Here is a 26,004-nt window from a genome sequence, read left to right on the forward strand (position 1 = left end):
ATAAGCAAAAAACAGGGCATGGAAATTTCCCATGCCCTGTTTTTATGTGTGTCGTTACAATCTTATAACTCGCTTAATACCCGCTTATAAAGTGTGTGCCAACGATAATTAAGAGGATGAAAAGCACCACGATTAAAGCAAAATTCGAACCCATTCCATAACCGTCTGACATAATGTATCACCTACGTTATTACAAAGGATAGTACATCATATGTTCATACGAATTATCATAATTTTAAAAGCATGTTATTATGTAAAAATAGTTGTTTCATTTTTTTGAAAAAAATGTGTTTTTGGCGAAGAAGGTTAAGCTCAATTTTAACTAAAATGTCAAACATTACATAATAAAAGGGTGTAATTAATTAGAATGACACGTTCAAATAAGGTATTTCGTAAATATCTCATACGGCTATCTTTGTCTGTGGTAATTATCTTAGTTTTCTGTGTTGGAGTTACTCTTTTTATACAATTTTATCCGTTTGAGAAGAGTCTATTATTATCAGACTATCCTTTAAAGACTATAACCAAATCTGGAAAACCTGGTGATCCAATTAATATCCTCATTTTGGGGACTAAACAAACAATCAACAGATATTTTAAAGAAGCAGGGTGGAAGATCCCAGATCCAATAACTGATAAAACGAGTGTAAAAATAGCGGTAGCTTCTTTGGGTAATTTACCGTATCCCACAGCTCCTGTAAGTAACCTTTATCTATATCATCGAAAACAAGATTTAGCTTTTGAAAAACCAACCAATAGCGTCCAAATCAGGGACCACATTCGACTTTGGAAAACCCATACAACAATCAATGATGAGGAAGTATGGCTGGGTTCAGCCACCTATGATCACGGGATTGAACTTAGTGGTAGGTCGCATCTGCCCACTCATCATATTTTACCTTCTGTAGACGAAGAGAGAAAAAGGGTTGTCCAAGATTTAAAACCATTTATGAAATCTACACTGGTTGTTTCGTTTGATCAACCTAACCTTTTTGGATTCAATGGTGGCGGAGATTGGTATTACACGGACGGGAATATTGCAGTTTTATCTGTCCAGCCTTTGAATAAAAATGACTTTTCTACTCATTCAATGGCACTATCTTTAAAACAAAGAGTGTTACAATCCTTTCCCCAATACTAAATTTACTTTTAATATGGAATTGATTTCTTATTAATTTCCAAATTAAAGGTTTGTGAATTATTCTACTTATACTAGCCGGTGCCTTTCTTGAACTTCCTAAGTTGGGCCATAAAAAAGAGGAGGGAATAGTAGAAAGCGAATCGAAGTTCTAATTAAACCATCTTGGAAAATTGGAGGAACAGACTATGTTTATACATAAGATTGAAAAGGATTTATCACTAGCTCCGGCATTCGGTTGTGAATGATTCCTCTCACTGTATTAATCCTCCTTTAAAAAAATTGTGTCAACAATCTTATTCACGTGAATTTCGGCCGTATTTAACACCGGGAGCTCCAAATCGTTCGCTTTGATGATCATCGGCAGCTCCGTACAGCCGAGGATGATTCCTTGAAGCCGATCGCGCTGAACCATCTGCTGAGTGATCTCTATAAATCTTGCTTTGGTATCTTCGTTAACATAACCTTTTTCCAATTCCGCAACAATTTTCCGATGGATATACTCCTGCTCCGCTTGGTTAGGCATGACAATTTCTTTTTGATCAGAAATAAATGGTTTTTTGAAAAAATCATTTTCCATTGTAAACTTTGTTCCAATGAGGCCAATACGATTTAAGCCCAGTTCCTTGGACCGTGCGGCTGTGGCTTCGACAATGCTGATAATCGGAATGTCCACCATTTCTTGAACTTGATCAAAAACAAGATGTGGCGTATTTCCGGAAATGGCCGCAAAATCAGCCCCGGCCCTTGCCAATTTTTGAACCCCATCTGCTATGTATTGAATCAGTTCCGCCTTTTTTCCAGTATCAATCAACCCAAAAATTTTATACATATTCATACTGTTAATGACGAGCTCCGGCAGAACCTCTTTACTGCCGATTCTTTCTTGAAACTTTGAAATAATGGTTTGGTAATAATCGACTGTTGATTCGGGCCCGATTCCGCCAATGATTCCCGCGATGTTCAATCCAATTTCCTTCTTTCCCGTTCTGAATCCATCTGCTGCAAATTTACCACAAATGGCGGGGCCTGTCATGCTTCATTATTTTTATGCAAAAACTACTATTGTACATTCTTTTCCAGATAGAACAAAAAATAAAGAAAAAATGCGAACAGTCACAGTCACTGTTCGCACGCCCCTTTAGTTCCAGTTTTATCGCAAAGAAGTAGTTCAGTATAATTGGTCTTATTACTATCTGGCATGTTACAATTACCCCAATAATTGACAATAGGGAGTTTTCAAATGAACACCGAATTAAAATGGAACGCAAAACATAAAGAACACTTGGAGCATCAAAGGGAACCAGTCGCAAACAAGAGGCTTGAGGGCCTGTCTTCATATCTTAGTGGAGGTATAGCGCTAGATATTGCGTGCGGACTTGGGGGAAACAGTTTGTACCTGGCAAAAATGAACTATCAAGTCCAGGCAGTTGATATTTCAGATTTTGCAATCAACTATATTCAGGAACAAGCTGCAAAACGAAAGCTCGAAATCAACCCTCAAAAATGTGATCTTACCAATATGAACAATCTTTATTGGGCAAACAATTCTTTTAATCTAGCAGTCATTACTTATTATTTAGACCGCGATCTTTTTCCGATTGTAAAAAGGATCATAAGGGAAAATGGATATTTTTTCATGGAAACCTTCTATCAATCATCACAAAACTATCAAAGTATTCCTAACAAATATAAGCTAATGCCGCAAGAATTATTATCTGAATTTAGGGAATGGAAAATTCTCTTTTTTGAAGAAAATGAAAAAGAGGGAAGGCAAACGATATTTTGTCAAAAAACTGACTAAATACAAATACGTTGGGGAAATAGCTCGTGATACACACAAAAAAAAGAATCCTAATTTTTTTAATTAAATCAATTGCCTGAGGAAATCGTTCCTTTTATTAAAAACAAATTAATTAAATTAAAAGGGCAACTTGAAAAAATGAAGGACTCTTATTAAACAAACGACTGCTTTCCTGAAAAGTTAGGCGGATGGGAATTAATTTACAAGCACAAAGAGCAGGGCATTATCTCTTTCTTTATCGTTGGAAATGTAAAACGTGTAAAAATCAAAGCGAAGTTTTGCCAATTTCACTTTGTGAAAGTTAAGTAAATAAGAAGAAGGAGCCATCATATATGCATGATTTTCATACTCATTTCATCCCTAAAGATGTTCTTAACTGGTTAAAGGAAAATAGAAATGCAGTTAATGCTGAATGGATTAATAAAGAGGAAAATAAAGAGCAATTTCTTGTTATCAACCAAAAATGGGGGTTTGAATTAAAAAAAGCCTTTATTGATTTTGAACTTTATATGCAGAAACAAGAACAAGCGAATGTTGAACATTCGATGATTTCTCCGATCCCACAACTTTTTTTGTATGATTTCCCGTTAGAAATTACGACAGAGATTTCGAGAGTCTATAACCAATCTCTCGCTCATTTAATCAGTAAGACTCCAGAAAAATTATCAGCAGTTGGAACCGTTCCGTTAGCAAATTCTGATCAAGCTGCCCAGGTTTTAAATGAAGCCATGAATATTGGGTTAAAGGGAGCCATCATCGGGCCTGGAATCGCACAACATATGCTTTCAGACAGCTTTTTTCAACCTTTTTTTGAAGAAGCTAACAGGTTAAAGGCGATTCTTTTCATTCACCCATTATTATGCGAGGACCCGCGGTTAAAGAGGAGAATGATGCCTAATTTGATTGGGGTTCCATGGGAAACAACGGTTTGTGCAACCGATTTACTAGTAAGTGGAATCGTTGATAAATATCCGGATGTCAAAATATTATTTGCTCATGGCGGTGGATTCCTTCCCTATCAAATTGGCAGGTTAGATAAAGGCTATGAACAATGGGACATGGTATCTTCAAATTTACAGGCTCCACCCTCCGAATATTTAAGACGTTTTTGGTATGATACCGTCCTCTGGAATCAAGATAGTATTGACTTTCTTGTAAAAACAGTCGGGGAAGATCGGGTGGTTGCAGGATCGGATTATCCATTTGATTTATGTGTATGGCCTCCAACAGAAATGAGTGATAAAGGGGCTCATTCTTTACTAGATTGTGCGATTAAATAAATATACGAAAATACCAAAGAAATCGTTTCTTTGGTATTTCCCTAAAACTTCCCTTTTTGTTCCGCAGAAAATAACATTATTGTGGAGTAAAAAGGGAAATGCTAACATGAACAAAAAAATTACTTGAAAAGGTTCAATTATTTATAATTTTCCTGAAGATTTTGAAAAATGTGTTGAATACTTAATGGATGAAAATTTTGATTTGAAACCGGTTGTTTCTAATGTTTTTCCACGGGATTATGAAAAGGCGTACAGTGACGCTCTCTCTGGTCAGTATGGAAAAATTTTGATTGATTTTAGGGAAAAGCAAAATTGATGAAAGTACTCATTTTTCACAACTAAAGGGGGTATATGGATGGGTACGTTAATAATAAAGAATATGACAATTGGGGAAGGAATTCCGAAAATAATTGTTCCTCTAGTCGGTATCACCAAAGAACAAATTCTACAAGAAGCCATTCTGGTAAAAGAATTACAGCCGGATGTAGTTGAATGGCGTGTTGACTGTTATAAAGAAGTTGAAAATTTAGATGAAGTAAAAGATGTTATAGCTATGTTAAAAAATGTATTTATTGATGAACTGATTTTGTTTACTTTTCGAAGTCATAAAGAAGGTGGAAATAAAGAAATTAGTAATGAATTTTACGTTAAGCTAAATCAAACCGCTATACTTACAAAAAACATCGATTTGGTTGATGTTGAGTTATTTAATGAAGAAAATCATGTAAATGCGATACTCACAACCGCAAAAGAAAACGGAGTATATGTTATCATGTCAAATCATGATTTCTTTAAAACTCCACCAAAAGAAGAAATCATTTCTCGTCTTCGTAAAATGCAGGAGTATGGTGCAGATATTCCGAAAATCGCGGTCATGCCTAAATCTGTTGAGGATGTTATCACGCTGCTAGATGCCACTAACACCATGAAAACAGAATATGCTGGTCGCCCCATCATTACGATGTCTATGGGGGGGACAGGTGTGATTAGCCGGTTGACCGGTGAGGTATTCGGCTCTGCCTTTACTTTTGGGGCTGGCAAAGAAGCATCTGCACCAGGCCAAATACCTGTAGCAGAATTAAGATCGGTATTAAAAATCTTACATGAAAGTATGTACTGATTTTATATGTATTATAGGAGAAAAGGAATCAAAGGGGTCGTATGATTCCCGTAGAACCGAAAAAGAAACGTAAGCGTCAAATAGCCCCCACCTTCATGGGGCATATTGTATTATTTGATAATTAATGCCCGCACACTCGTGATTTCAGTCGTGGTAAGGGCATATTTTTTTGGAAGTTTAAGTGCGTAATAGAGGACATACGTGGATAACCTCACAATAACTCAGTAAATGAATAAGGGTGCTTTTTTGTTGACATAAATATACCCTAATGTTAGGATGTATTTATCTTGAAATTGAGATAAATATTCTTAGGATAAATAGAAAAAATTTATAAGGATCTTTTTTAGGAAAACAGTCATCTTACCAATAGGAGGGATCCAAATGGAAGTTCAAAAGATTAAACCACAGGATCAAGCAATGGGGCAATTCGATAAGGGTAAAATAAAAGAGCAAAAGCCAATTGGTTTCCCAAGAGAAGGTTCACTCATCAATCGGCTGGGACCATTGTTTTACTGGGCTTGGGGACATTCTAATGAACCCGCAGCACTTGACTTTCATCCACATAAAGGTTTTGAAATCATTACTTATGTGATCAAAGGGAATGCGTATCATCGTGATACGCTGGGCACAGAAAGTGTTGTAGCTGCAGGGGGCGCTCAGCTCATGCAAACTGGATCCGGTGTATCCCATGCAGAAGTCTTTAAAGAACCATCTGAAATTTTTCAAATCTGGTTTGAACCACATTTAAGTCAGGCAATAAAACGGACACCAACTTATTTTCAATACAATTCGGAGGACTTTTCCGTTATAAATAAAGAAGATGTAACGATTAAGACAATACTAGGAAATGACTCCCCAATGAAAATTGTTACAGATGCGGGGATATGGGATATTACCATCCCAACTGGAACGGTATATACCCATAGTCTTTCGCAAAAACGGATATTAGCTGCTCTAGCCATCAGAGGCGATGGAGCTTTTTCATTAGACACGAATGGAATCACTCGTTTTGAACATAAAGATTTCGTTGTCGTTGATTCAGGACAGGGTGGGGAGGTAGCCATTCAAGCGTTAGATAAAGACCTAAGAATCTTCCTAATTGAAGTTCCGTCAGAAGTAGATTATCCTTTATTCCGAAAACATAGATAATCATTGAAATGTTTACAGTTTTCGTAAAAGGAGGTTCGGGAATGGATCTAGAAGATGAACAAAGTCAGATTGATTTACGGCTTTTCCGCGTTTGGCTAAAGGCAAGTAAAACTATTTTTGGTCATGCTGTAAAAGATATAGAAAAACATGGAATTAGTTTAGAGAATTTTATGGTGCTGGAACTTCTTTATAATAAGGGACCCCACACAGTCCAAAAAATTAGTGAAAAACTTTCAATTCCTAGTGGGAGTATTACCTACGTTGTGGATAAGCTTGAAAAGAAAGAATTCGTAAAAAGGGAACCAAGTCTAACAGACCGACGAGCTTCAAATGTTGTTTTAATCGAAAAAGGTCAATGTTTATTTAAAGAGATCTTCCCTCAACACGTTGAAGTCATATCCGAAAATTTGTCTTTTATCAGTAATGAGGAAAAAATACAGTTAACCAATCTGCTTAAAAGGCTTGGGCTTGGTGCAAGTCAGATTTAATAATTTCAAATTAAAAAAGTATTATCCCTTTTAAAGATTGAAATAAATCCAAAACAGGGTGGTTTACAAAGGAGAGAAATAAAATGAATAGCAAAATCATGACAATCCAAAAGCTGGGATTTCCATGGAAAACAGAAGATCCGTTCCTAATGACAGTGCACCATAAAGATGCGTATCCTTCAGGTAATGAGCAGCAGGGCCCTAACGTTTCATTGGAAGGCAGGAATCTTGGCGAGGATTTTACGTTACGTGACGGTTTTAGAATGTATCATGGCACAACGGTTCCGGGATTTCCTGTACATCCCCACAGAGGTTTTGAAACGGTAACCGTTGTTCTTGAAGGTTTTGTCGATCATTTTGATTCATATGGGTCAGTAGGACGATTTGGAAATGGGGATGTTCAATGGATGACAGCAGGAAAAGGTTGCCAGCATACCGAAATGTTTCCTCTTGTGCATCAGGACAAAGACAACCCGCTTGAACTCTTTCAGATATGGCTGAATCTGCCTGCAAAAGATAAATTCGCTGATCCGGATTATAAAATGTTATGGGCTGAAGATATACCGGTAGTACAATCGGCTGCTGCTAATGGACAAAAAACGACCGTAAGACTGATTGCCGGAAGTATACTGGGCAAGTCTAGTTTAGAACCTAACTCTGTTTCTTGGGCAAACGATAAAGATCATCATGTAGGGGTTTACCTTATTCATATGGAGCCGGAAGCAGTCCTAACCCTTCCATCAGTTTCAGCTACAATGACAAGGAATTTATACTTTTACCAAGGAGATAAACTAACTATCGAAGATACAGCGATTGATCCATACCATCGTGTAAAGCTCGCTGGTGATCAGGAAATCACGATTACAAATGGACAATCTGAGAGTTATATGCTGCTCTTAGAAGGTGAGCCGATACAAGAACCGGTCGCAGCCTATGGACCGTTTGTAATGAATACTGAGAAGGAAATTCATGATGCATTTAAGGACTATCAAAATACACAATTTGGAGGTTGGCCATGGGACCGTCCAGATCCTGTAAATAAGCGTGAATCAGGAAGATTCGCACGTCATGCGGATGGAAGAGTTGAAAAAAGGTAACCACTATTCATTATTTGTAAAATCTCTAAGGGCCAGTCCCTCGGCAAATTAACGCATTAATTCGGCCGGGGACTGACCCGGTTTTACGGTTTTAGTGATTTGCTGCCTTAACCGATTGATGCAATTGGATTTTTTTTCGACGCTGCCTAATCAGGGTCTCCAATGTTCCTGACCCCATAATAACACCCGTGACGATCAATAAAAATCCCATATAGTGAGCGGGTTTAATCGCTTCCTGAAGAATTAGTGCAGCACCAATAACGGAGAATAGGGTGTTAAGATTAAGAAAAATGGAAGCTGTGGCTGCCCCGACCTGACCGATCGCGTAATTATAAATCATTTGTCCAAGACCTGTTGATAAAACCGCTGAAAGGAAAAACACCACCCAAACGTCAGAAAATCCTTCTACAAACGTTACTAATCCGCTTGGCTCCATTCTTAAACTAACCGAAAAAAGGAAAATGGAAGCGATGAGCAGCATATAGGCGGTTAATAGCACCGAGTCCATTGTTTTCGCTGCTTTATTAATTAAAATAAAGCCAAAGGCTTGAATAAAAATGGATAGAAAGACTTCGAAATCCCCAAGATTCATTCCTTGCAGTTCCCCGCTGCCAAAGAGAACGGTCATGCTAACTCCTGTGCTACCTAAAACAAAGCCGATCGCGGCGATAAGGGTAGGTCTCTTTTTAAAAAAAACAAAGGATAATAATACCGTTAATAGTGGCCCCATTCCTAAAATCAGGCCTGCATTCGTAGCGGAAGTTCCCGTTAATCCGATAGATAAGAAAAAGTGATGAGAGACAATACTTGTTAAGGAACCACCAATCATAAAGCCCCATTCGTTTTTATGTGGAAGACGAATACGCCGTGTCATCCCAAGAATAATAAAGACGGTTGCAGCTGCAATGAAAAGTCGAAAGGACGTAGCCGTTACAGGTGGAACGTGACCCACGATTATTTTCACAAAAGAAATATTACATCCCCAAAAAACCATATTAACTACTAAGATTAAATAAATTTTCATTGTATTCATATTCTGTATCCAATCCTTCCTTTCATCACAGAATTCATTTTAGCATCATTTGAATTTTATGAAAATAAAAAGAATTCGGATAAAACGGAACGGTTTCACAATGTTGAGGATGGGGCGTACAAACTTCAAAAGTCATATTAGTTTATCCAGTTTATTGAGGTTAGACCCCCCTGTCTCTTTCAAAAAACAAGAAGTAGAAAACTTTAATAAAAGAGAGCAGATACATTCAACAAACGCCATGTTTATATTAGCTGATCCAACTCTTGAAATATTCGGCACTAAAGTACCAAGATTCCTAAGTACGGGGTTATTCGAACCCTAGAATAGGAATGAGTGATACTCTAGTTAGCCAAACAATTGTACAAGAAACAAGTACTGGTAACTCTTATTTTGATGGTGGACTTTTATCGTACATAGGTTGGCAGATGGTTGGATCGTTAGTAACTGTTTGCACACTAGGAATTTGTTAACCATGGGCTTTGTGTATGGTTTATGCATGGAAAATCAATCATACTGTTGTGGAAGGCAGAAGATTGCAATTCCATGGAACTGCCATTGGTTTGTTCGGGAACTGGATTAAATTGGTTTTTCTGTATTATTACATTAGGTATTTATAGTTTGGTTATTTATTTCACTGGAAAAATGGAAAGCAAAACACACAACATTTGCATAAAAGCAAGCCCTTCTCTTAATCGGGAGGGGCTTTCATCTTATGTGAACGCTTTCCTTAATCAACTGTATCAGATTAGATATCGCCACTTGTTCATAGTTTCCTTTCCTATATAAGCAAAACGATCGAAAGTGAAGAAATGGGCATAGGTTTAAAATATATCTTGGAAAGTATTATCATCAAGGAATTTCCTGAAGTTAACGTGTTAGAAAATATGCAGGTAAAGCTGAGGAAAGGAACTGTACATGCGTTCATTTCAAAATACAGATACTGGTGTCTAAATTGAGTGGCTTCAAACTTCTTCAGGAATTAATGTTTTTTTCTGAGTTTAAAAATATCATTTTTTGATAACGGCAGATAGTCTGAAAAAGGAACAAGGGACATTTAGTACTCACATCTTAATTATTCGGAATATTATTAATTCAGATACTAATACCGGGAAAAGTCAACCATCACAATTTATGGAAAACTATGTCATTTTCAGCTAAATTTGTTTCTATAAATGTGTACTGTAGCAAAAGTGAGAATAGTTGTCGCAAAATTAAGAATAGTTGAATATATAGTAGGTCATTTACCCTATTTTTAAAATTCGTTGTTTCAAATTTACTACAAAAAAAAACACACATAAAGAAAAAGCGGAAAAGACCTCGAAATTTAGTTTGGCACGGTAATTGCATATTAATTAAGTGATTCATCTAAGAAGACTTAAAAGATGAAACCGTATTCAATAAAAAAGGTGAAAATGAGCCAAAAAATGAAGGGGGAAAACAATTATGAAATCAATGGAGCAGAAAACTAAATAGTATCAAAGGAAGCAAGTTACGTGATCCATTAGCCAATCCGCTACACGCTGATTTCAACGGCTATCCGCCGCTCTACATCGTCGCGGGTGGAGCCGAATGCTGCTTGACGACGCGCGCCGCCTGCATGCTCGTGCGGTTGAGACCGGTGTACAAGCGACACTTTCAGTTGTAGATGAAATGCAGCATGTTTTCCCATTCCTAGCTGGACGCGCTCCTGAAGCGGATGAGGAAGTCAGCAGGAGTGCAGCTTGGTATCGGGCACTGCAAAAATAAGGAATCACCTTTCAAAATATCATGAGAACCAATAACATACAAAATAGAAAAAGGAGATTAGGAAATGTTGCTGAGAACTGCACTAGAAAGTTATAAACGAATAGGAGAATATCGCTCGGATTTGTATACATTAGCAAAAAGTAAAGGAATTTCACATACAAATGTCACTGACATCAGTCAAAAATTAGATAAAGAAATTACGATACTACAAAAAATAATGCAAGAAGTAAATCCATTCAGAATCTAAGAAGACAAATAGGACAGGGAATTTTTATCAATAGTTAGACCAAAACGGAGTGCTCGGCAGCCCTTTATAATAAAGGCTAAATCCAAAGTGTATTGAAGATTCCTTATAAATTGAAAAATTCCCATTTTGAAATTCATAAGCCTAGTGAATAAATAAGTTTACCAAAATAGGAATTAAAAGAGAAAATGTAATGAACTACCTCACAGATAGTGACGAACATGCAACTATGCTTGATGGAAAACTTGTTTTCCATCAAGAAGTATCCGTTTTAGGACACCCAATTCTTTTTACCGATGGAAATCTCAATATACTAGAACCGACTTTTGGCGGAGTGAATTTAGAAGACATTGCTGCACCTCAGTGCCGGATAAATATTTTTCCATTTCACTAATATTCGTATGGTGTTAACAATGCTTTAGTTCTGATATCCCGACTTTTGGTAATGAACATCATAAGACGTTCATAATCTTTTGACGTGAGGAGTTCTTCAATTTCTTATACTTTTACATACTTTTGTGAAACACCAGTTTTCATCGCGGCGTCAGCAACTGCTGATGCAACATGTGCTGCCACACGGGGGTCGAAAGGATATGGAATCACATCCCGCACTCCTCTTAAATTGCCAAATGCTAAAAGGATAGAGCCTGAACCAAGTAAAATAGAAACATTGATGTCAAATAGACTGATAGGACAACTAAAGAAATTAGCTAAGACATTCCTGTAATTACGTTACATACAGTCGGTCTTGGTATAAAAGTTAGGGCCGTAATGGTTAAAAGAAGGGCAGGCTAATCGCTTTGGTTAATTTACCTACCACTCATGGGATCTCTTATGGAATTATCGAAATAAATCCCGATGGTGTGATCCAAAAGTTTAACAGTGAAGGAAAAAAGCTGTTATTGTCGGATGATGACGACACAAACTACCTATTTCACCGCATTAAAAATCAAGAAATTAAAACAAAACTACATGAATGCTTTATGGGCAGAGCGAATGACTTTATCGTAACCGTTGACACACAACCATACTTTTTCTTATTTCATCGGTCATTCAACGAAGAAAAGCTGGATAAAATTCATGTCTATATGTTCAATATTGCTAATTTGGAAAGTTCTTACGAACAGAATAATTGGAATAACCACTTAATGTCCTCAATTGGTGAAATGGCTGCCGGTATAGCTCACGAAGTTCGAAATCCGTTGACGGCGGTAAAAGGGTTTCTCCAATTATTGGAGCAGACGTATAAACAAGAATATACGCAAATTGCCCAAAGTGAGCTGGACAGGGCTATTCATATTTTAAATGATTTAATGAGTGTTTCAAAACCGGAATTCGTTCAGGAAAAACCAACAACCTTTAACTTATGTTGGGAAATTGAATCCATTTTGCTGTTATTTCAAACCCAGCTTTATGATATTAACGTAATCAAAAAATTTATGAATGAAAGTTCGGTAATTTTTGCTAGTAAGGACCAAATTAAAAAAGCTGTATTTAATTTAATTAAAAATGCTCTTGAAGTGATGAGTTCAGGCGGCACCTTAATGATTGAGCAGTATGAGGATTATCAGGAAATTCACATCAAAATCTCCGATTCCGGCATTGGCATACCAAAAGACAAGCTGCGGTTGCTTGGCACCCCATTCTTTACTATGAAACAGGACGGTAAAGGTTTGGGTTTAGCACAGGTCTTTAACGCGATCCGGACAAACGATGGCAAAATACGTGTCACAAGTGAAGAAGGACAAGGAACTACTTTTTTTCTATCATTTCCGAAAGCACGATCTCACTCAAATCAATTTTTAGGAGGGCATTCAATGGTACAAACAATTGAGTCAACAACTGAGCTGGAAAAGTTCTTAAAAAATAATATGGATTTTTATACGGAAGAATGGATGGATTATTTGAAAAAGAATAAAAGCTACACTACATCTTTACTAAAAGAAAACGGCTATCTAGATTTCCTTAAAGAAAACGGCCATCCAATCATGCAGCTTGTGTCAGAAAATATTAGTCAATTAAATATGGAAGATATCATGGAGGCTGCCCGAGAACTTGGTGTGAAACTTGCAAGAACGGAGTTTCCAATTCATTTGATATGGGAGCTTTTCCAATCATCGAGAGGTTTTATTTGGAATGCGATAAAATCGTTTTACATTGAATCCAACAATACCCTTTCAGTTGAGGAATTCTTTACGTTAGAGCGCAATGTAAACGATATCGTTGATTTTTATATTGATTCCTACACTGCTTATTATGTCAACTACAAAGAAGAATTGTTAAAAAGTCATCGTGACACAGTAGATGAACTGTCAGTCCCGATCATTCCAATTGCTGAGAGTGTATGTATTCTTCCGGTAGTCGGGACTGTTGATACGTTTCGACCCAAAAAAATCCGTGAAAAAACACTTCAACGTGTAAAGGAACTAAATGCACAGCAATTAATTATTGATATATCAGGTGTACCATTCGTTGATACCGCAGTTGTTAATCATTTATTTAAAATAGTGAAAGGAATTAAATTGTTAGGCTGCTCGACCATCTTAACCGGAATCAGCCCAGAAATTGCCGACACGATGATCGAACTGGGCATTGAAGTCGATAATGAATTAAAAACAAGATCTGATCTTCAGCAAGCATTACAGGACTTTCAGCCATTCTTTAAAAGAAACAATTAAAACGGAAGAACTTTTTTAACAACAACGCTATGACTTAAACACACCGCACCATTTTTATTTTCAACAACAAAGAAGATGCAAAGGGTCTAAAGATAAACAAGAGGGGGACACAAGCATTTCTTGATAAAAGGCAGGCTCTCTTCAAAGGAATGTAAGAGTACAAATTGCAAACAATAACATAAAGGAAAGAAAACAAAAAGTAGCTCCGAAAACACAATTTTTAGCTTGTATTTGGGGCTACTTGACGTTTACTTTTCTTTAAAGTCGATATAATGGCTAGTACTTGGTTACAGCAACCTTATTTAATTTTTACATATCAAAATCCCTATTCACTGCATCCATTGAATCTATTAATAGATGAAGAGCTAGACCTGCAAATGGTAAAGACAACTATGCTTTTGAACATTCCTCCATAACAGCGGTTAAATCCTTGTATACATTGGCTAGAGTGGCCTCCAGTTTGTATTCTTTTAGGGGTACTGTATATAATAAATTCACGTTATTTAAAAATCAGCAACTTTTTACCTAATTCACTTTTTGAAGAAATAGTTTAATATAGAGTATATATGCTTCTCTTAAAAAATTATTAAATTCAAATTGATCAGAATACAGTGTGGATTAAAATACTTAATTTAATAAATCAAAATATAAAGAGGGGACTGTTATGATTAAACCAATTTTAACACATGATGAAGAATGCCCCGTATGTAATGGTGAAGGGGAAATCTGGTTTAACACGATAATTGGAGTTGACCACAAAACTTGCGATAATTGCAACGGAACTGGTAAGTTGTGAAGATAATTCAGTAATAATTTTATATAAGGTAATTCTGGGAATTTTTTGTGGTGCTTTTGATGTGAAAGTGACAGAGCAAATTTTTATGGATATACCCTGGCCAAGTTATATTAGAAAAAAGCATACTCTAAAAGAGTTAAGGTTCTCTTATATATCTTCCGTATCTTACAATTGTTAAAAAATCAGTATAAAATTATTCAGAATAAAAATAAAACCCAAAAAGCTTGAGAACAAATTTTCCTCAAGTTTTTTTGTATACTGTTAATACTAAAAACAACACTTCTTTGGTGGTATGAAGGAAGTTCTCCATATCCTAAACTCACTAGCCACCCTTACACTAAAATTATTAGCAAAGAAGTTGTTATGGGAAAGAATTGCTGGTGATTATATTTTGTTTTTGATTGTTCATCTTTTGTTCATTGGGCTTTTGCCCAGGAAGGGGTTAATCTCGCCCCTTTAGAATCCACTAGTACGGATACTTTAAAGTATTTAGGAAAACCGGTATCCCTTAATGAAATGCAGCCAGGTGATCTTGTATTCTTTGATACTTATAAACCGGATGGACATGTCGGTATCTATATAGGAAATGGAAAATTCATAGGAGTACAAACCTCAACAGGTGTTGCGATTGAAGATATGACGACAGGCTATTGGAAAGAAAAATTCAAAGGCCGTGTTAAGAGAATATAAAGTGTGAAAGTTTAACCTAAATTAAACGAAGCCCAAAATAATTAATGCTGCTTTCCGAACACTAGGAAATAGATCTATTGTTTCTTGTATTAAGTTGAATTCCACCTCTTCAAGCTTTGATTTCAATGGTTGTATTTTCTCGGAAGATGCTCTATTTGCAGTATTTATATCACTTTGAGCACTTTGGGTTCTATCTTGGCTAAATGCCATTTCATTTTGGATGTCTTGAATATCTATTTTAGAATTTGTACTTATCAAGGAAATACGCTCGACAATATTTTGAAGCTCTTGTACATTACCGGGCCATTCATGGTTTTGAAGACTTGTTAGAGCCTCATGTGTAAAAGAACGATTTAATCCATATTTATAATTAAGACCCTTTAAGAAATGATAGATCAATGGGATAATATCTTCTTTTCTTACCCTTGGAATATAGATTGGGATAATATTTAATCTATAATATAAATCCTCTTGAAATGTTCCTTCCCGAATCATATTTTTAAGTCTTTATGTGTTGCAGCAATAACCCTAATAGTTAACAGGAATTGGTTTAGAACTTTTGGAATTTCCTTAACGCTGTAAATCCGCATTTTCCTGACGGCCTCAGCACGTCAACGTACCTTATGACGTGCTGAGGTATGCGTTACTCCGAAGTATATATGCCTGTAGAGTGGACAGACGTGAATGGGTATAGAGTATGTAGGAAGAATTGGATAGGTAGGTAAGATCAAGAGAGAGTTAGTTAGTAAGTGAAGGTTGAAAAAACCACTTCCAAAATTGCTGCCATTTTTGTTTTTCGCGGAATTTTGGGGATATCCCATTCTCAACGAAATTAACTTCATACTATAAAGTAAACTCTATGAAAGAAGTGTGACAATTGACTCAATATATAACAACTGGAAAAATGCCTGGTCATCCTGAAGGGTGTATTGCACAGTATAACCACCATATCCTTAACCACACCCCTACTCATCACTCTAACCCTCATTATGTTACTCAATACTACTCTCCCCATCACATAATGCCACACATTTACCAAACAAATACAGCTTATGGTCATTATGTTGTTCCTCACTGGAGCCCACCAGGGGGATCATTTTCTTCTTTTTATTAAACCTTTGAGGAGCTATTTGATGAAATTTTTTAACAATCCAGATACCTATGAGCTTCCAGGACTTAAAATTGCTGCCGAAAGAAAAGCAGTTTCAAATATTGGATGATTACAATGAATGTTTTAATATGCCTTCGGTTGCTAAGATTTGGGGGAAAGATGTTAAAAGCGTTTATAGCCTCCGATACACATTGAAAAAGAGCCTGGAAAAGGAAAAGAAAAAGAAGGCAAAAGTTAAAGAAAATGTTGATGAGCATACACAAATGGATTTGAATACAGGTATCGAGCCGAAAATAGAAGAAATTTTGGGGGAAAATGAGACACTGACATCTGCAGAGACAGAGGAAGAATTAACTGATACCCAAAAAGAATTAGAAAAGTTAAAATTAATAGTAGAGCAGCAAGCTCAATTATTACAGAATTTTATAGAATCTCAAAAAACTGCTGAATATGTAGCTACAGCTGGTGAGAACGTTCTGGAATCTGTTCCTGCCTTTACCATGAAATTTGAAAAAGAGAATGAAGGGTTTATTCTCCATCAAGATCTCAAACGATTTATTACCGTTTTAGAGAAAAATCCTGATATGTTCAAAGTAGAAGTCAAGATTACAAGAATAGAGGAAATATAAAATGGAAAGAAAAGAAGAAAAAAGAACAGGTCATTACTTTTAAAAGGGGGATTTTGAAGGGATTTTGGGTGGATGTTTAATTCTCTCCTTTCTATTGTTATTTATATCCAATAAGTATATAAAAAAGAAATTAAATCAAAATGGTACAAATGATTAATTAAATGGAAACAAACAAGTTAAACAAAAAGATTTTTCAAACAGGAAAAAAATCCATCCTGGGTATGACTGCCAAGATGGATTTTATGCCGTAAATCAAGGTTTTAGGGGACAAAATGAATATAATATGCAGTGAACTAAAAATGTGATTTGTTAGAGTGTAGAACTTAATTTGCATTTTTCAAAGGGAAAAGGTCTTGTTTTACAAAAAATGAATTTGGCTTTTCTGCTTTAAGTTTGTCTAGTTCAAAAAAAAGTTTTTTATATTCAACAATAGATAATTCTCCATAAATATAACTTTTTTGAATATAATCTAGTAATTCATTGGCATGTAATGGGTTTCGTTCTTTTACTAGTTCAAAACGATGTATTAGGTTTTCTAATAACATAGTAATCACTCATTTCATCGGTTTTTTTGAACGATGTATGCGTTTACAATTAGTATAACATGTATATCGTTTTAAGTTTATCTTTTCGAAAATTCAAACACGAGGTACTTTTTTACATATTTATAATAGGTATAGTGACAGGGTAGCTTCTCTAATCCGCAAGATAATTCACATGAAATGTAATTAACGTATCGGATTTTTAGGAGATATTTCTGCTCACAAAGGAAAGTTACTGATAATCTGTTTTTGTAATTTGACCAGTGCTTTTTAATTGAATTGAATGATAGGTTATCCATTAAATTAAAATTAATTCGCTTAAAATCGCCTGTAGCAACTAAAAATGGGCAAAAAAATAGCCTTGGAGCTTTCAAGGGCTTTGCAGCCATGGATGGATATTTTAATGCAAAATATCCCCTAACTTTCAACGGAGTTCTAATTGATTAAGAAAGGTGGAAATTAACCCGTGTAGTCTATCTCTTGCTTTTCCTAAATCATTTTTTTCAATGTCATCCTATATCTTCTTTATAGTTGAACAGGTATCTTTTCTATAAAACACACCTCCTTCTTCACTCCCTGTTAATTGAATACCTTAGAGCTTCGATTCAATTTCTAATATTTCCTTCTCTTATTTAAGATAATGGCCCGTAACATAAGGAAAGAGCACAATTCTGGAACAATTATCAAGAAGGTGAAAATTCCTTGATTTTAAAAGGCTCCTACAAATTAGATATGTATAATATGTTGAATTTTCACCAAAAAGGCGTACATTTTGTACATAATGTACGCTGATTTTTATGGTCTGGTTAATGCTGTAGAATCGCTCCCGATTATTGAATAAGAAAAGCATCACATACGTGCCACTTATACGCACAAAAAGAATCCTCGATTGGAAGCTCCTTTTTATACTGCTGAACCTTCTCCATCATTTCTAAGTGTAGTCATAAATTAGGAATTTATTGGGATACTGAGTATTATCCGGAACTATTGGAGGAAATTATGCTCGAAAAAGGAAAAATTAACGCCGGCGAATTTCTAGTAATGGTGGTTGCATTTACGATTGGAAGCTCCATACTTGTTGTCCCGGCTCCAGGTGCAGAAACTGCAAAACAGGATGCCTGGATTGCCGCTGTCATTACGACTTTTACAACTTTATTTATTATTTTCGTGTTTAATCAATTAGCAACCCTTTATTCTTCCATGACGTATGTTGAGTACAATGAAAAAATATATGGAAAATGGATCGGGAAAATCTTGACCCTTCCCTATCTTTTTTATGTTTTCTTAATTGCTTGCGGACAGCTTAGAGATATTGGGGATTTTTTTACGACGGAAATATTAGTTGATACTCCGATTCAGATGATCATGATCATATTTGCACTTACAAGCTTAATTGGTGTTCGGTTAGGATTAGAAGTTATTTGCCGTTCGGCAGTTATTTTTTTTCCGTGGATTATTATACTGATTGTCTTATTATGCTTATTGATTATCCCACACATAAAATTAGAAAATATTCAGCCTGTTTTTGGGGAAGGTTTAAAACCAATTATAAAGAATGTATACATTAACTGGGGACAAACTTTACAGATGGGCATCTTCTTAATGATCATGCCGTATGTTACTAAAAAAGAAGAAATGAAAAAATCCTTTTATAAAGGGTTTTTAATCGGTGGAATTGTTATGACGACTGTGATTACTCTGAGTATTTTAGTATTAGGTGCCAGTATGACTGCAAGACAAACCTATCCCACGTATATGTTAGCGAAAAAAATAAGTATTGGGACCTTTTTACAAAGAATTGAAGTCATTGTTGCCATTATTTGGATGTTGACAGTATATTTTAAGCTGACAATTTGCTATTATGCACTTTCGCTTGGGTTAGCTCAATTATTTGGCTTAAAAAGCTACAAACTCCTTACCTTTCCATTAGCGTTTTTAATTATTCCCTTTGCCATCTTTATGAGTTCAAATATCGTCAGTAGGAATCAATATATTACTAAAGCGTTACCACCTTTTTCCTTTACCATTTGTTTTATGCTTTCGCTGTTATTGTTAGTGATTGGAAAAATTAAATTAAAACGTTCTGCTTCAAAAGCAACTAAACAGCCACTTAATTGAATAAATTAGATTTTCGATTACATTTTACCGGATAGTAAAGGAATATGAAGAAACGCTGAGCCCTCAACATTGATGTGTGAGGGCTTTTTTATTTATTTCCTATCCTCTTTGGTACATATCATGTCAGTACCGGTACATTTCGGTGGCCGTAATCAGTTAAGTGGAAAACCCATCATTGTTTCTGTAAAAATAAGTTTTAAACGATAAAATTACATCAAAAAGGTAAAGTCCCAAATTATTTTCGTTTATATTTTCTTACTTTTACATAAGCGGTCCGTGATGTACCAATGATTTTTCCAGTTGAATCCAATGCATTGACCTGAAAATATGGCCCTGCAGAATGAACTTCTATATCTGTCTCAAATCCGGTTCGAGGGGTGCTAGATACCACTACTGACAAATTAAATGGTGTTTGACCCGATAGCACCTGCCAAGCGACAGTTTCAGTTGAACCGTTCCATGAGGCATAAACAGTCGCCTCGTCTTCACGTAATAGATCTACAGCAATACTAGGTGGATAAATTGGAAAACCTACCCATTTATTTTTAAATGCCCTATAAGATTGATTTTGATTAGGAAATTGCATATCGTATATAAAATTTAATGAAGGATTTTCTTTCGTATTACCTTCATTTTTAAATTCAGAAAGATATGGTTCCTGTCCCCATCCAACGAATTGATTTCCATTAGATAGTTTTTGAACATTTCCTTGGCTTGGAACATATAGCGGTGGATCATGATAATAAGTTCGATCTACATTTGCAGTCATGTTTTGGAAATCTAGCTTAAGGATTAAACCATGTGCTTGGCATTCAGGCGGAGAGCTTGGTGATGCACAACAAGCATTGTCAAACAAACTTATCCGGTTTCCAGGTCTATGGCGCGGATTATGCTGCCAAGAAAATGCAGCGTTCGGACCAAAAGTAAAGTCACTTTGCTTTCCACCAAGCTGCCAAATTATATTTCCGGTTTCTTTATCAACATTATACATGGCCCACATATTACGCATGTTAATAAGAAGTGTATTGTCTGGCCCTTCTTCAACTGAATTAACGTGGAAAGGGTCCCAAACATTATTGGAGCTTGTTGCAGATGAGGGGGGTAACATTGAATAGGCCGGATTAACATGTTCAAGCACATTCCAAAAGAAAAGGAGTTCGCCTGTCTCTAGATCGACTTCTTGAATGGAGTAATTATCAATATATCCATCTACTGGACCTCCATACTGGGATAAATCTACAGGGACTTGTTTCACAGCAGTAAACAAAGCAGTATTTCGTTTTGTAATAGTAAATTCATGAATATCAGCAGTGAACCCCTTTTTGGCAGTAAGTTTCTTAATAACTTCATAATTCTGATTTATGATTAGGAAATAAGCACCAGGCTCAGGAGCCCCTACGGGAAGATTTGGATTTGCAGATTGAGTTCCTGATATAGTTCCTTGCCACATAGTAAGAACTGGGTGCCCGTAGTAGGTTTGTACTCTAAAGTCCGTATTTTGTATATATCGACTATCAAGCGGTCTAAACCAGACTGGGTTACCAGATTGGTCCATGATAAGTGCGCCTGTTTGCCCAATCATGGTAGATCCATAAAGAGTATATGGTGCAACGAATATTAAGCCGGGAGCTTTTCCGGGTTTATTTACATTTATAGTAACCTTCATGGGATGTAAGTCGGGGACTGAAACAAAATTCCATACTTGTTGGTTTGAATTATTTGCGAAATTTCGTGATGGTTTCCCCGATATATTGTAATCCATTTTTAATTTTCATCTCCTGCTATCGTTCTAATCATAACTAACAAAAATTGGTTGTATAAAAAAGTATATGAATCTATCTTAAAAGTGTGTATCTTGAGGACGAGTATTTTTTAGAGTGAGTAGTATATTACTTGCCCTTTTTCCGCTTTCGGCAATTCATATTCCTTAATTGTCATTTCTCTTAAGCCCGTCATTGCCGCTACTCTACCCTTCATTACATGATCCTCCATCTTTATAAGATTTGACATTTCTAAACAACAGGCGGACCTCGTTCAATCATATGTGCTAAGGCAAAAGAGATTGTCAGGCAGGCAGAGGTTTGAAGATGGAGGGGTTAGACATAGAGGAAATGTATGCGAGTTAACATTTTCTTGACTTTAGCCTATCCTGTACTGATCGTCAAAATTGCTTTTGTTCGTATTCATCTCCTTTTATTCAAAATCCGAAATGGCTGCTTTTATCGCTTGTACTAACTTCTCTTTCCTAACAGGATCCTATTCCAATATTCGATTTTAATATTAATCCTTTTCTGGACGTTCCATCCTTATATCCCAAGCGAATGTGATTACAGGAATGAGAATTATATATCTGTCGGAATAAATATCCTTAGTTATATACATAATTGCCTCTGTCTCGTTATCAAAACCGAATCCTTAATATCAATAGCGACTGTTTTCATGTTTTCAAGCTTCATTTTTTATCACTTCTATAAAATATTCATTTTATTGATTAAATCGTCTTTGCTTGGGTTTGTATAAAGCAAAGTCGTATGAATATTGGAATGGCCAGCTTGATTGGCTACTTCGAATACTCATTCCTTTACTAATGGCATGTGAACAAAAAAAATGGCGAAGATCATGTGGAGTAATCTCTTTGCCTAACTTATCAGCGTATTCTTGAAAGAGCTTATTAATCGTTGTTCTATCCAGCGTTTATTACGATTACTTACAAAGACATAATCTTTTTTAATCCCTTCCTTTTCACGTTCTTTTAACCAGGATTGGAGAGCTGCTTTTACTTTATCGTTCATAAACACGGTTCTTGATTTGCTGCTTTTCCCATTTGTCACAAGAATCTCACGAGACGTAATATTAAAATCTTCCATTTTGAGGTTTAGAGCTTCAGAAATCCGTAATCCAGCATAAGCAAGAAGGGTGATAAGGGCATAATTTCGCTTATTTCCACTATCCAAAATCATTTGCCGGAACTTTTCAAGGTCCTTATATTCCACTTTGGCCAGTGAAGCGTATTGCTGCTGAATCTTTACATAATTTTTCTTTGTCAGAACCATTTCTTTCTGTACGTTGGATTCAATGAGGAAATCATTAAACTTGACTAGGGCATTGATTTTCGTATTAATCGTTTTTGGCTTTGAATTTTTTACGGTTTTAGGAAGCACATAAATATGTACCAAACAGTGACTTATCAAAATACCGCTCTTCTAAAAAATCTATTGAAAGAATAGCTAAAGAAGGAAGAAAATATGGTGTGACATTATTGCTAGCAAGTCAAAGGCCATCTGAATTATCTGAAACCATTTTTTCTCAATGTAATAATTTTATTGCAATGAGATTAACAAATCCTAATGATCAAAGCTATGTAAAAAAACTTTTACCCGATACACTGGGAAATCTTATTGAAAAAATGCCTTCATTAAAACCCGGTGAAGCTTTATTAATAGGAGAATCTGTTGTTCTACCTTCGATTGTACAAATTGATAAATGTGATTTACCACCTTCTTCAAATGATATCCCTTATTGGGAGTTGTGGAAAGAAGAGTGGAAGGATGTTGATATATCGAAAATTAAAGATGAGTGGTATAAATAATGTTAATGATTTTGTACTAATATGGTGTGATCTTGAAATTTTCATACAGATAAAGTTCACATAATTACTGGTTATCGGTTATCAAAAAACACCGTTAATGTTAATTTGATTTTGATATGAGTTTTGCTATAAAAATGCACTTAAAAAGAGGTGAACAATCACCTCTTTTTAATTTGCCTCAAAAACGATGGTTTTTGAGATTATTTAAAATAAGGATCATTTCCTTTGTATAGGAAAAGTTTGGTTATGGGAAGGCTGATTAGCCGTTCTGGAGTTCAAAGATAAGGACAGGAATTCTTATAGACGCAGAAAATACGTGATACTCCTCGGATTTGTAGGTATTTTAGCGATTTTTGTGTAGATCGATTTTACTCCTAGCTAATTTATCGAGCTAGTAAACTACCAGATTCTAGATGGTTCACGAAGCCAAGGAATTATTATACAATATGCTAAGGGTGGGGGATGTGGACTTTGTAAGATCAGTCGAAACAGGTGACTTTAAAAAAGGAAAATGCTTGAAGGCTGTACTACCCGATTCGGAAAGAGAACTAAATTAAGCGCTGGCTTGTAAGACATATCCCAAGAATCTAATTCAACCATCCTAAACAATTCATTCCTGGGGCGGTGAAAACGTTGAATCGTGTTGAATTAAACGCTGGCAGGTTAGAGTCATTAAATTTTCTTGAATCTCAACGAATGATTTCTATTCCCAGCTCCGCCTTCGGTTCGCTACGTCAGGAACTGCTTAATACATTAGGGCTACCTAGAGCTAAAGGGTTCCTTCTTCGTTATGGATGGAATTGTGGTGCAAGTGATGGTTTAAAGGTAAAGGAAATGGAGTGGGAGAATGACCTTGACCCTTTATTAGCCGGACCTAAGATGCATACATTAAATGGCCATGTAGAAGTAGAAGTAGAAGTATGTAATGCTAATTTTGAAAAAGGAACCTTACATTTTGAAGGAAATTGGAAAAATTCCTATGAGGCAAACGAGCACCTAATGCTTTTTGGCTCTAGTGACCATACTGTCTGTCATACATTGGTTGGCTATGCAAGCGGTTACCTATCAACGATTTTAGGAAAAAAAGTAATCGTGAAGGAAACTCAATGTGAGGCAATGGGAGATGACCATTGTCATTGGGTTGGTAAAACGGTGGATGAATGGAATGAAGATATTGACATCAAGAGTGAAATTAGCTTCTATGAAGCTGACCGCATCATCGATGAATTGGATGAAACATATGAAAAGCTAAGAATTGAAAGAGATAATTTAAGCAAAACATATCATGTACATCATAAATTATTTAAGGAAGTACTTCGCGAAAAAGGCATGAAATCTATCGCTGATGTCTTACACCAAACGATGAAAATGCCTGTCATTATTGAAGACCGCCAGTTAAACATTTTGTCAGTTGGAGGGCTTCCAGCTCAGCAGGCACAGTCACACTCAAAGGAATTTAAAAAGTGGGTAGGTCATCAGCAACAAAAGAAATCATTTAAATGGAAAGAAATTAAACAAACGCTGTTGCTTGATATTTCCGAAAGCCATAAAAGAGTGATAACACCAATTTATTTGGGCCAAAATGTCTATGGATATTGTTCATTTCTTTATAATGAAACCACGCTCAAAGAAGTGGACAAGATGGTATTAGAACAAGCGGCATTAGCATGTTCACTTTATCAGTTAAATGAGAAGACTCGTTTTAATACAGAGCAGCGCATGAAAGGAAGTTTTTTAGAGGATATTTTAAACAAAAGATTATCCATGCCCGAAATTGTTAAACGAGCACACTATATAGATTTTAGATTAGAAGAACCCTATTTTGTAATTGCTATTAATCGGCGCATGTATCACCGAATACTCAATGATGAAATCGAATTTGATGATCAATTTATAAATAATCTTTTAAGCTTCTTTAAAAGAAATTATGTAAACGCTTTAATTGATCAACGAGCGGAAAACTTTATCATATTGTTAACAGAAAGCTCACTTTTGAGCACGTACAGAAATACAGAAGAATTTTGCAAGCAGTTGCTTGAATATTGTTCAAGCCTTTCTTCCGGGTTTTTATTAAAAATGGGAGTTAGCTCGAATTCCCCTTCTATCGAAAACGTTGATAACTTATATAATGAAAGTCTTGCCGCTGTAAAAGTAGCCAATCGCCATCAAAACTTAGTCTATTTCGATTCCCTCGGACTTGTAGGGATTTTGCTGCAAACAAATAATCTTGAGACAATTGAAAAGTTTGCATATAAAATATTAGGAAATTTAATTGAAGAAGATAAAAACAAGAATATGGAGTTAACCAAAACGCTTTATTATTACTTGGAAAATGGATCAAACGTTCATAAAACTGCACGGGCGATGAATCTATCGATCAGTGGATTACGTTATCGGTTAGGTCGCATAAATGAAATTTTGCAAATGGACATTAACGCTCCCTATGTTAGACATGAAATTTATATAGCCCTTCAGTCTCTATTTGTTTTGGGAGAACTAGAGCTAGATTAAAACTTGGGCACCTCGCCCAAACCCAGCCAACGGTAGCCCATTGGATCGCTTTATACGCGCACACCCTATTTACCTTTGTTCTCCTTACTGTAATTGTTTATTCATAATAGAAGTCATGGGTGCTACGCTATGATTCGCAAAACTTTGTAAACTTTTTTAAAAGAGAGCTTAAAAAACTTCACAAACTTCAATCCTGTTAACGGCCATTTTCGCGAAGATTTAGAGAGGTCAAGCAGAAAAG

21 protein-coding genes and 4 pseudogenes are annotated in these 26,004 nt (G+C 35.9%); 17 read left to right on the forward strand and 8 right to left on the reverse strand.

The features are described from left to right. Positions 1-73: 73 nt before the first annotated feature. Positions 74-154 carry a YjcZ family sporulation protein gene (locus JN080_RS16480; protein ID WP_375141678.1) on the reverse strand — a complete coding sequence of 27 codons (81 nt, stop codon included), beginning with the start codon at positions 152-154 and terminating at the stop codon, positions 74-76. Between the two features lie 213 nt (positions 155-367). Between JN080_RS16480 and JN080_RS16485 the strand changes: the two genes are divergently transcribed. Further along, the gene (locus JN080_RS16485; RefSeq protein ID WP_256237086.1) at positions 368-1,141 is read left to right on the forward strand and encodes an LssY C-terminal domain-containing protein; all 774 of its coding nucleotides are present in this window, start codon (positions 368-370) and stop codon (positions 1,139-1,141) included. Positions 1,142-1,400: 259 nt separating this feature from the next. On the opposite strand, the gene JN080_RS16490 is transcribed toward JN080_RS16485, so the two are convergent. Next, the gene (locus JN080_RS16490; protein ID WP_256237087.1) at positions 1,401-2,105 is read right to left on the reverse strand and encodes an aspartate/glutamate racemase family protein; all 705 of its coding nucleotides are present in this window, start codon (positions 2,103-2,105) and stop codon (positions 1,401-1,403) included. Between the two features lie 276 nt (positions 2,106-2,381). Between JN080_RS16490 and JN080_RS16495 the strand changes: the two genes are divergently transcribed. The 6 genes from JN080_RS16495 (at position 2,382) to JN080_RS16520 (ending at position 8,076) form a co-directional block, all read left to right on the forward strand. After that, positions 2,382-2,942, forward strand: a complete 561-nt coding sequence (locus JN080_RS16495) for a class I SAM-dependent methyltransferase (protein ID WP_256237088.1) — start codon at positions 2,382-2,384, stop codon at positions 2,940-2,942. A 332-nt stretch (positions 2,943-3,274) separates the two neighbouring features. Next, complete coding sequence (locus JN080_RS16500) at positions 3,275-4,222, forward strand: amidohydrolase family protein (RefSeq protein WP_256237089.1); 948 nt, start codon at positions 3,275-3,277, stop codon at positions 4,220-4,222. Positions 4,223-4,577: 355 nt separating this feature from the next. Further along, a complete protein-coding gene (gene aroD / locus JN080_RS16505; RefSeq protein ID WP_256237090.1) occupies positions 4,578-5,342 on the forward strand; it encodes a type I 3-dehydroquinate dehydratase in 765 nt (254 codons plus the stop codon). A gap of 381 nt (positions 5,343-5,723) precedes the next feature. Beyond that, positions 5,724-6,491: a pirin family protein gene (locus JN080_RS16510; RefSeq protein ID WP_256237091.1), complete on the forward strand. Its 768-nt coding sequence runs from the start codon at positions 5,724-5,726 to the stop codon at positions 6,489-6,491. Positions 6,492-6,532: 41 nt separating this feature from the next. Beyond that, positions 6,533-6,979 carry a MarR family winged helix-turn-helix transcriptional regulator gene (locus JN080_RS16515; protein WP_256237092.1) on the forward strand — a complete coding sequence of 149 codons (447 nt, stop codon included), beginning with the start codon at positions 6,533-6,535 and terminating at the stop codon, positions 6,977-6,979. Positions 6,980-7,062: 83 nt separating this feature from the next. Then, positions 7,063-8,076, forward strand: a complete 1,014-nt coding sequence (locus JN080_RS16520) for a pirin family protein (RefSeq protein WP_256237093.1) — start codon at positions 7,063-7,065, stop codon at positions 8,074-8,076. Between the two features lie 91 nt (positions 8,077-8,167). Here the strand turns inward: JN080_RS16520 and JN080_RS16525 are convergent, their stop codons facing one another. Next, positions 8,168-9,109, reverse strand: coding sequence for a DMT family transporter (locus tag JN080_RS16525; RefSeq protein ID WP_256237094.1), 942 nt, complete (start codon positions 9,107-9,109; stop codon positions 8,168-8,170). 329 nt (positions 9,110-9,438) lie between these two features. On the opposite strand from JN080_RS16525, the pseudogene JN080_RS16530 reads away from it, so the two are divergent. From JN080_RS16530 to JN080_RS16555, 6 genes and pseudogenes are all read left to right on the forward strand, one after another. Further along, positions 9,439-9,782, forward strand: a pseudogene (locus JN080_RS16530) (DUF898 family protein). An 896-nt stretch (positions 9,783-10,678) separates the two neighbouring features. Beyond that, a complete protein-coding gene (locus JN080_RS16535) occupies positions 10,679-10,855 on the forward strand; it encodes an alpha/beta hydrolase family protein (RefSeq protein ID WP_256237095.1) in 177 nt (58 codons plus the stop codon). Positions 10,856-10,919: 64 nt separating this feature from the next. After that, a complete protein-coding gene (locus JN080_RS16540) occupies positions 10,920-11,102 on the forward strand; it encodes an aspartyl-phosphate phosphatase Spo0E family protein (RefSeq protein ID WP_256237096.1) in 183 nt (60 codons plus the stop codon). 190 nt (positions 11,103-11,292) lie between these two features. Further along, positions 11,293-11,493, forward strand: a complete 201-nt coding sequence (locus tag JN080_RS16545) for a hypothetical protein (protein WP_256237097.1) — start codon at positions 11,293-11,295, stop codon at positions 11,491-11,493. Positions 11,494-11,899: 406 nt separating this feature from the next. After that, a complete protein-coding gene (locus tag JN080_RS16550; protein WP_256237098.1) occupies positions 11,900-13,777 on the forward strand; it encodes an ATP-binding protein in 1,878 nt (625 codons plus the stop codon). A 1,189-nt stretch (positions 13,778-14,966) separates the two neighbouring features. Then, positions 14,967-15,263: pseudogene (locus JN080_RS16555) on the forward strand (C40 family peptidase); the annotation flags it as partial. A gap of 21 nt (positions 15,264-15,284) precedes the next feature. On the opposite strand, the gene JN080_RS16560 reads toward JN080_RS16555, so the two are convergent. Next, entirely contained in the window at positions 15,285-15,758 is a 474-nt protein-coding gene (locus tag JN080_RS16560) for an AAA-type ATPase lid domain-containing protein (RefSeq protein ID WP_256237099.1), read from the reverse strand. Positions 15,759-16,475: 717 nt separating this feature from the next. On the opposite strand from JN080_RS16560, the gene JN080_RS16565 reads away from it, so the two are divergent. Continuing rightward, entirely contained in the window at positions 16,476-17,003 is a 528-nt protein-coding gene (locus JN080_RS16565; protein WP_256237100.1) for a hypothetical protein, read from the forward strand. 323 nt (positions 17,004-17,326) lie between these two features. On the opposite strand, the gene yppF is transcribed toward JN080_RS16565, so the two are convergent. After that, positions 17,327-17,548: a YppF family protein gene (gene yppF, locus JN080_RS16570; RefSeq protein WP_256237101.1), complete on the reverse strand. Its 222-nt coding sequence runs from the start codon at positions 17,546-17,548 to the stop codon at positions 17,327-17,329. Positions 17,549-17,922: 374 nt separating this feature from the next. After that, positions 17,923-18,053: pseudogene (locus JN080_RS29880) on the reverse strand (DUF6584 family protein); the annotation flags it as partial. 491 nt (positions 18,054-18,544) lie between these two features. On the opposite strand from JN080_RS29880, the gene JN080_RS16580 reads away from it, so the two are divergent. Then, positions 18,545-19,663, forward strand: coding sequence for a GerAB/ArcD/ProY family transporter (locus JN080_RS16580; protein WP_256237102.1), 1,119 nt, complete (start codon positions 18,545-18,547; stop codon positions 19,661-19,663). A 235-nt stretch (positions 19,664-19,898) separates the two neighbouring features. On the opposite strand, the gene JN080_RS16585 is transcribed toward JN080_RS16580, so the two are convergent. Then, positions 19,899-21,425 (reverse strand): arylsulfotransferase family protein, encoded by a 1,527-nt coding sequence (locus JN080_RS16585; RefSeq protein ID WP_256237103.1) that lies wholly within the window; start codon positions 21,423-21,425, stop codon positions 19,899-19,901. A 722-nt stretch (positions 21,426-22,147) separates the two neighbouring features. After that, positions 22,148-22,716, reverse strand: a pseudogene (locus tag JN080_RS29885) (tyrosine-type recombinase/integrase). Between the two features lie 197 nt (positions 22,717-22,913). On the opposite strand from JN080_RS29885, the gene JN080_RS16600 reads away from it, so the two are divergent. Both JN080_RS16600 and JN080_RS16605 read left to right on the forward strand, forming a co-directional pair. Next, positions 22,914-23,252 carry an ATP-binding protein gene (locus JN080_RS16600; protein ID WP_256237105.1) on the forward strand — a complete coding sequence of 113 codons (339 nt, stop codon included), beginning with the start codon at positions 22,914-22,916 and terminating at the stop codon, positions 23,250-23,252. Positions 23,253-23,885: 633 nt separating this feature from the next. Further along, the gene (locus JN080_RS16605; protein WP_256237106.1) at positions 23,886-25,763 is read left to right on the forward strand and encodes a XylR N-terminal domain-containing protein; all 1,878 of its coding nucleotides are present in this window, start codon (positions 23,886-23,888) and stop codon (positions 25,761-25,763) included. The last annotated feature ends 241 nt before the right edge of the window (positions 25,764-26,004 follow it).

Source organism: Bacillus sp. EB600, from assembly GCF_024494385.1.
Lineage (GTDB): Bacteria > Bacillota > Bacilli > Bacillales > Cytobacillaceae > JAEVLT01.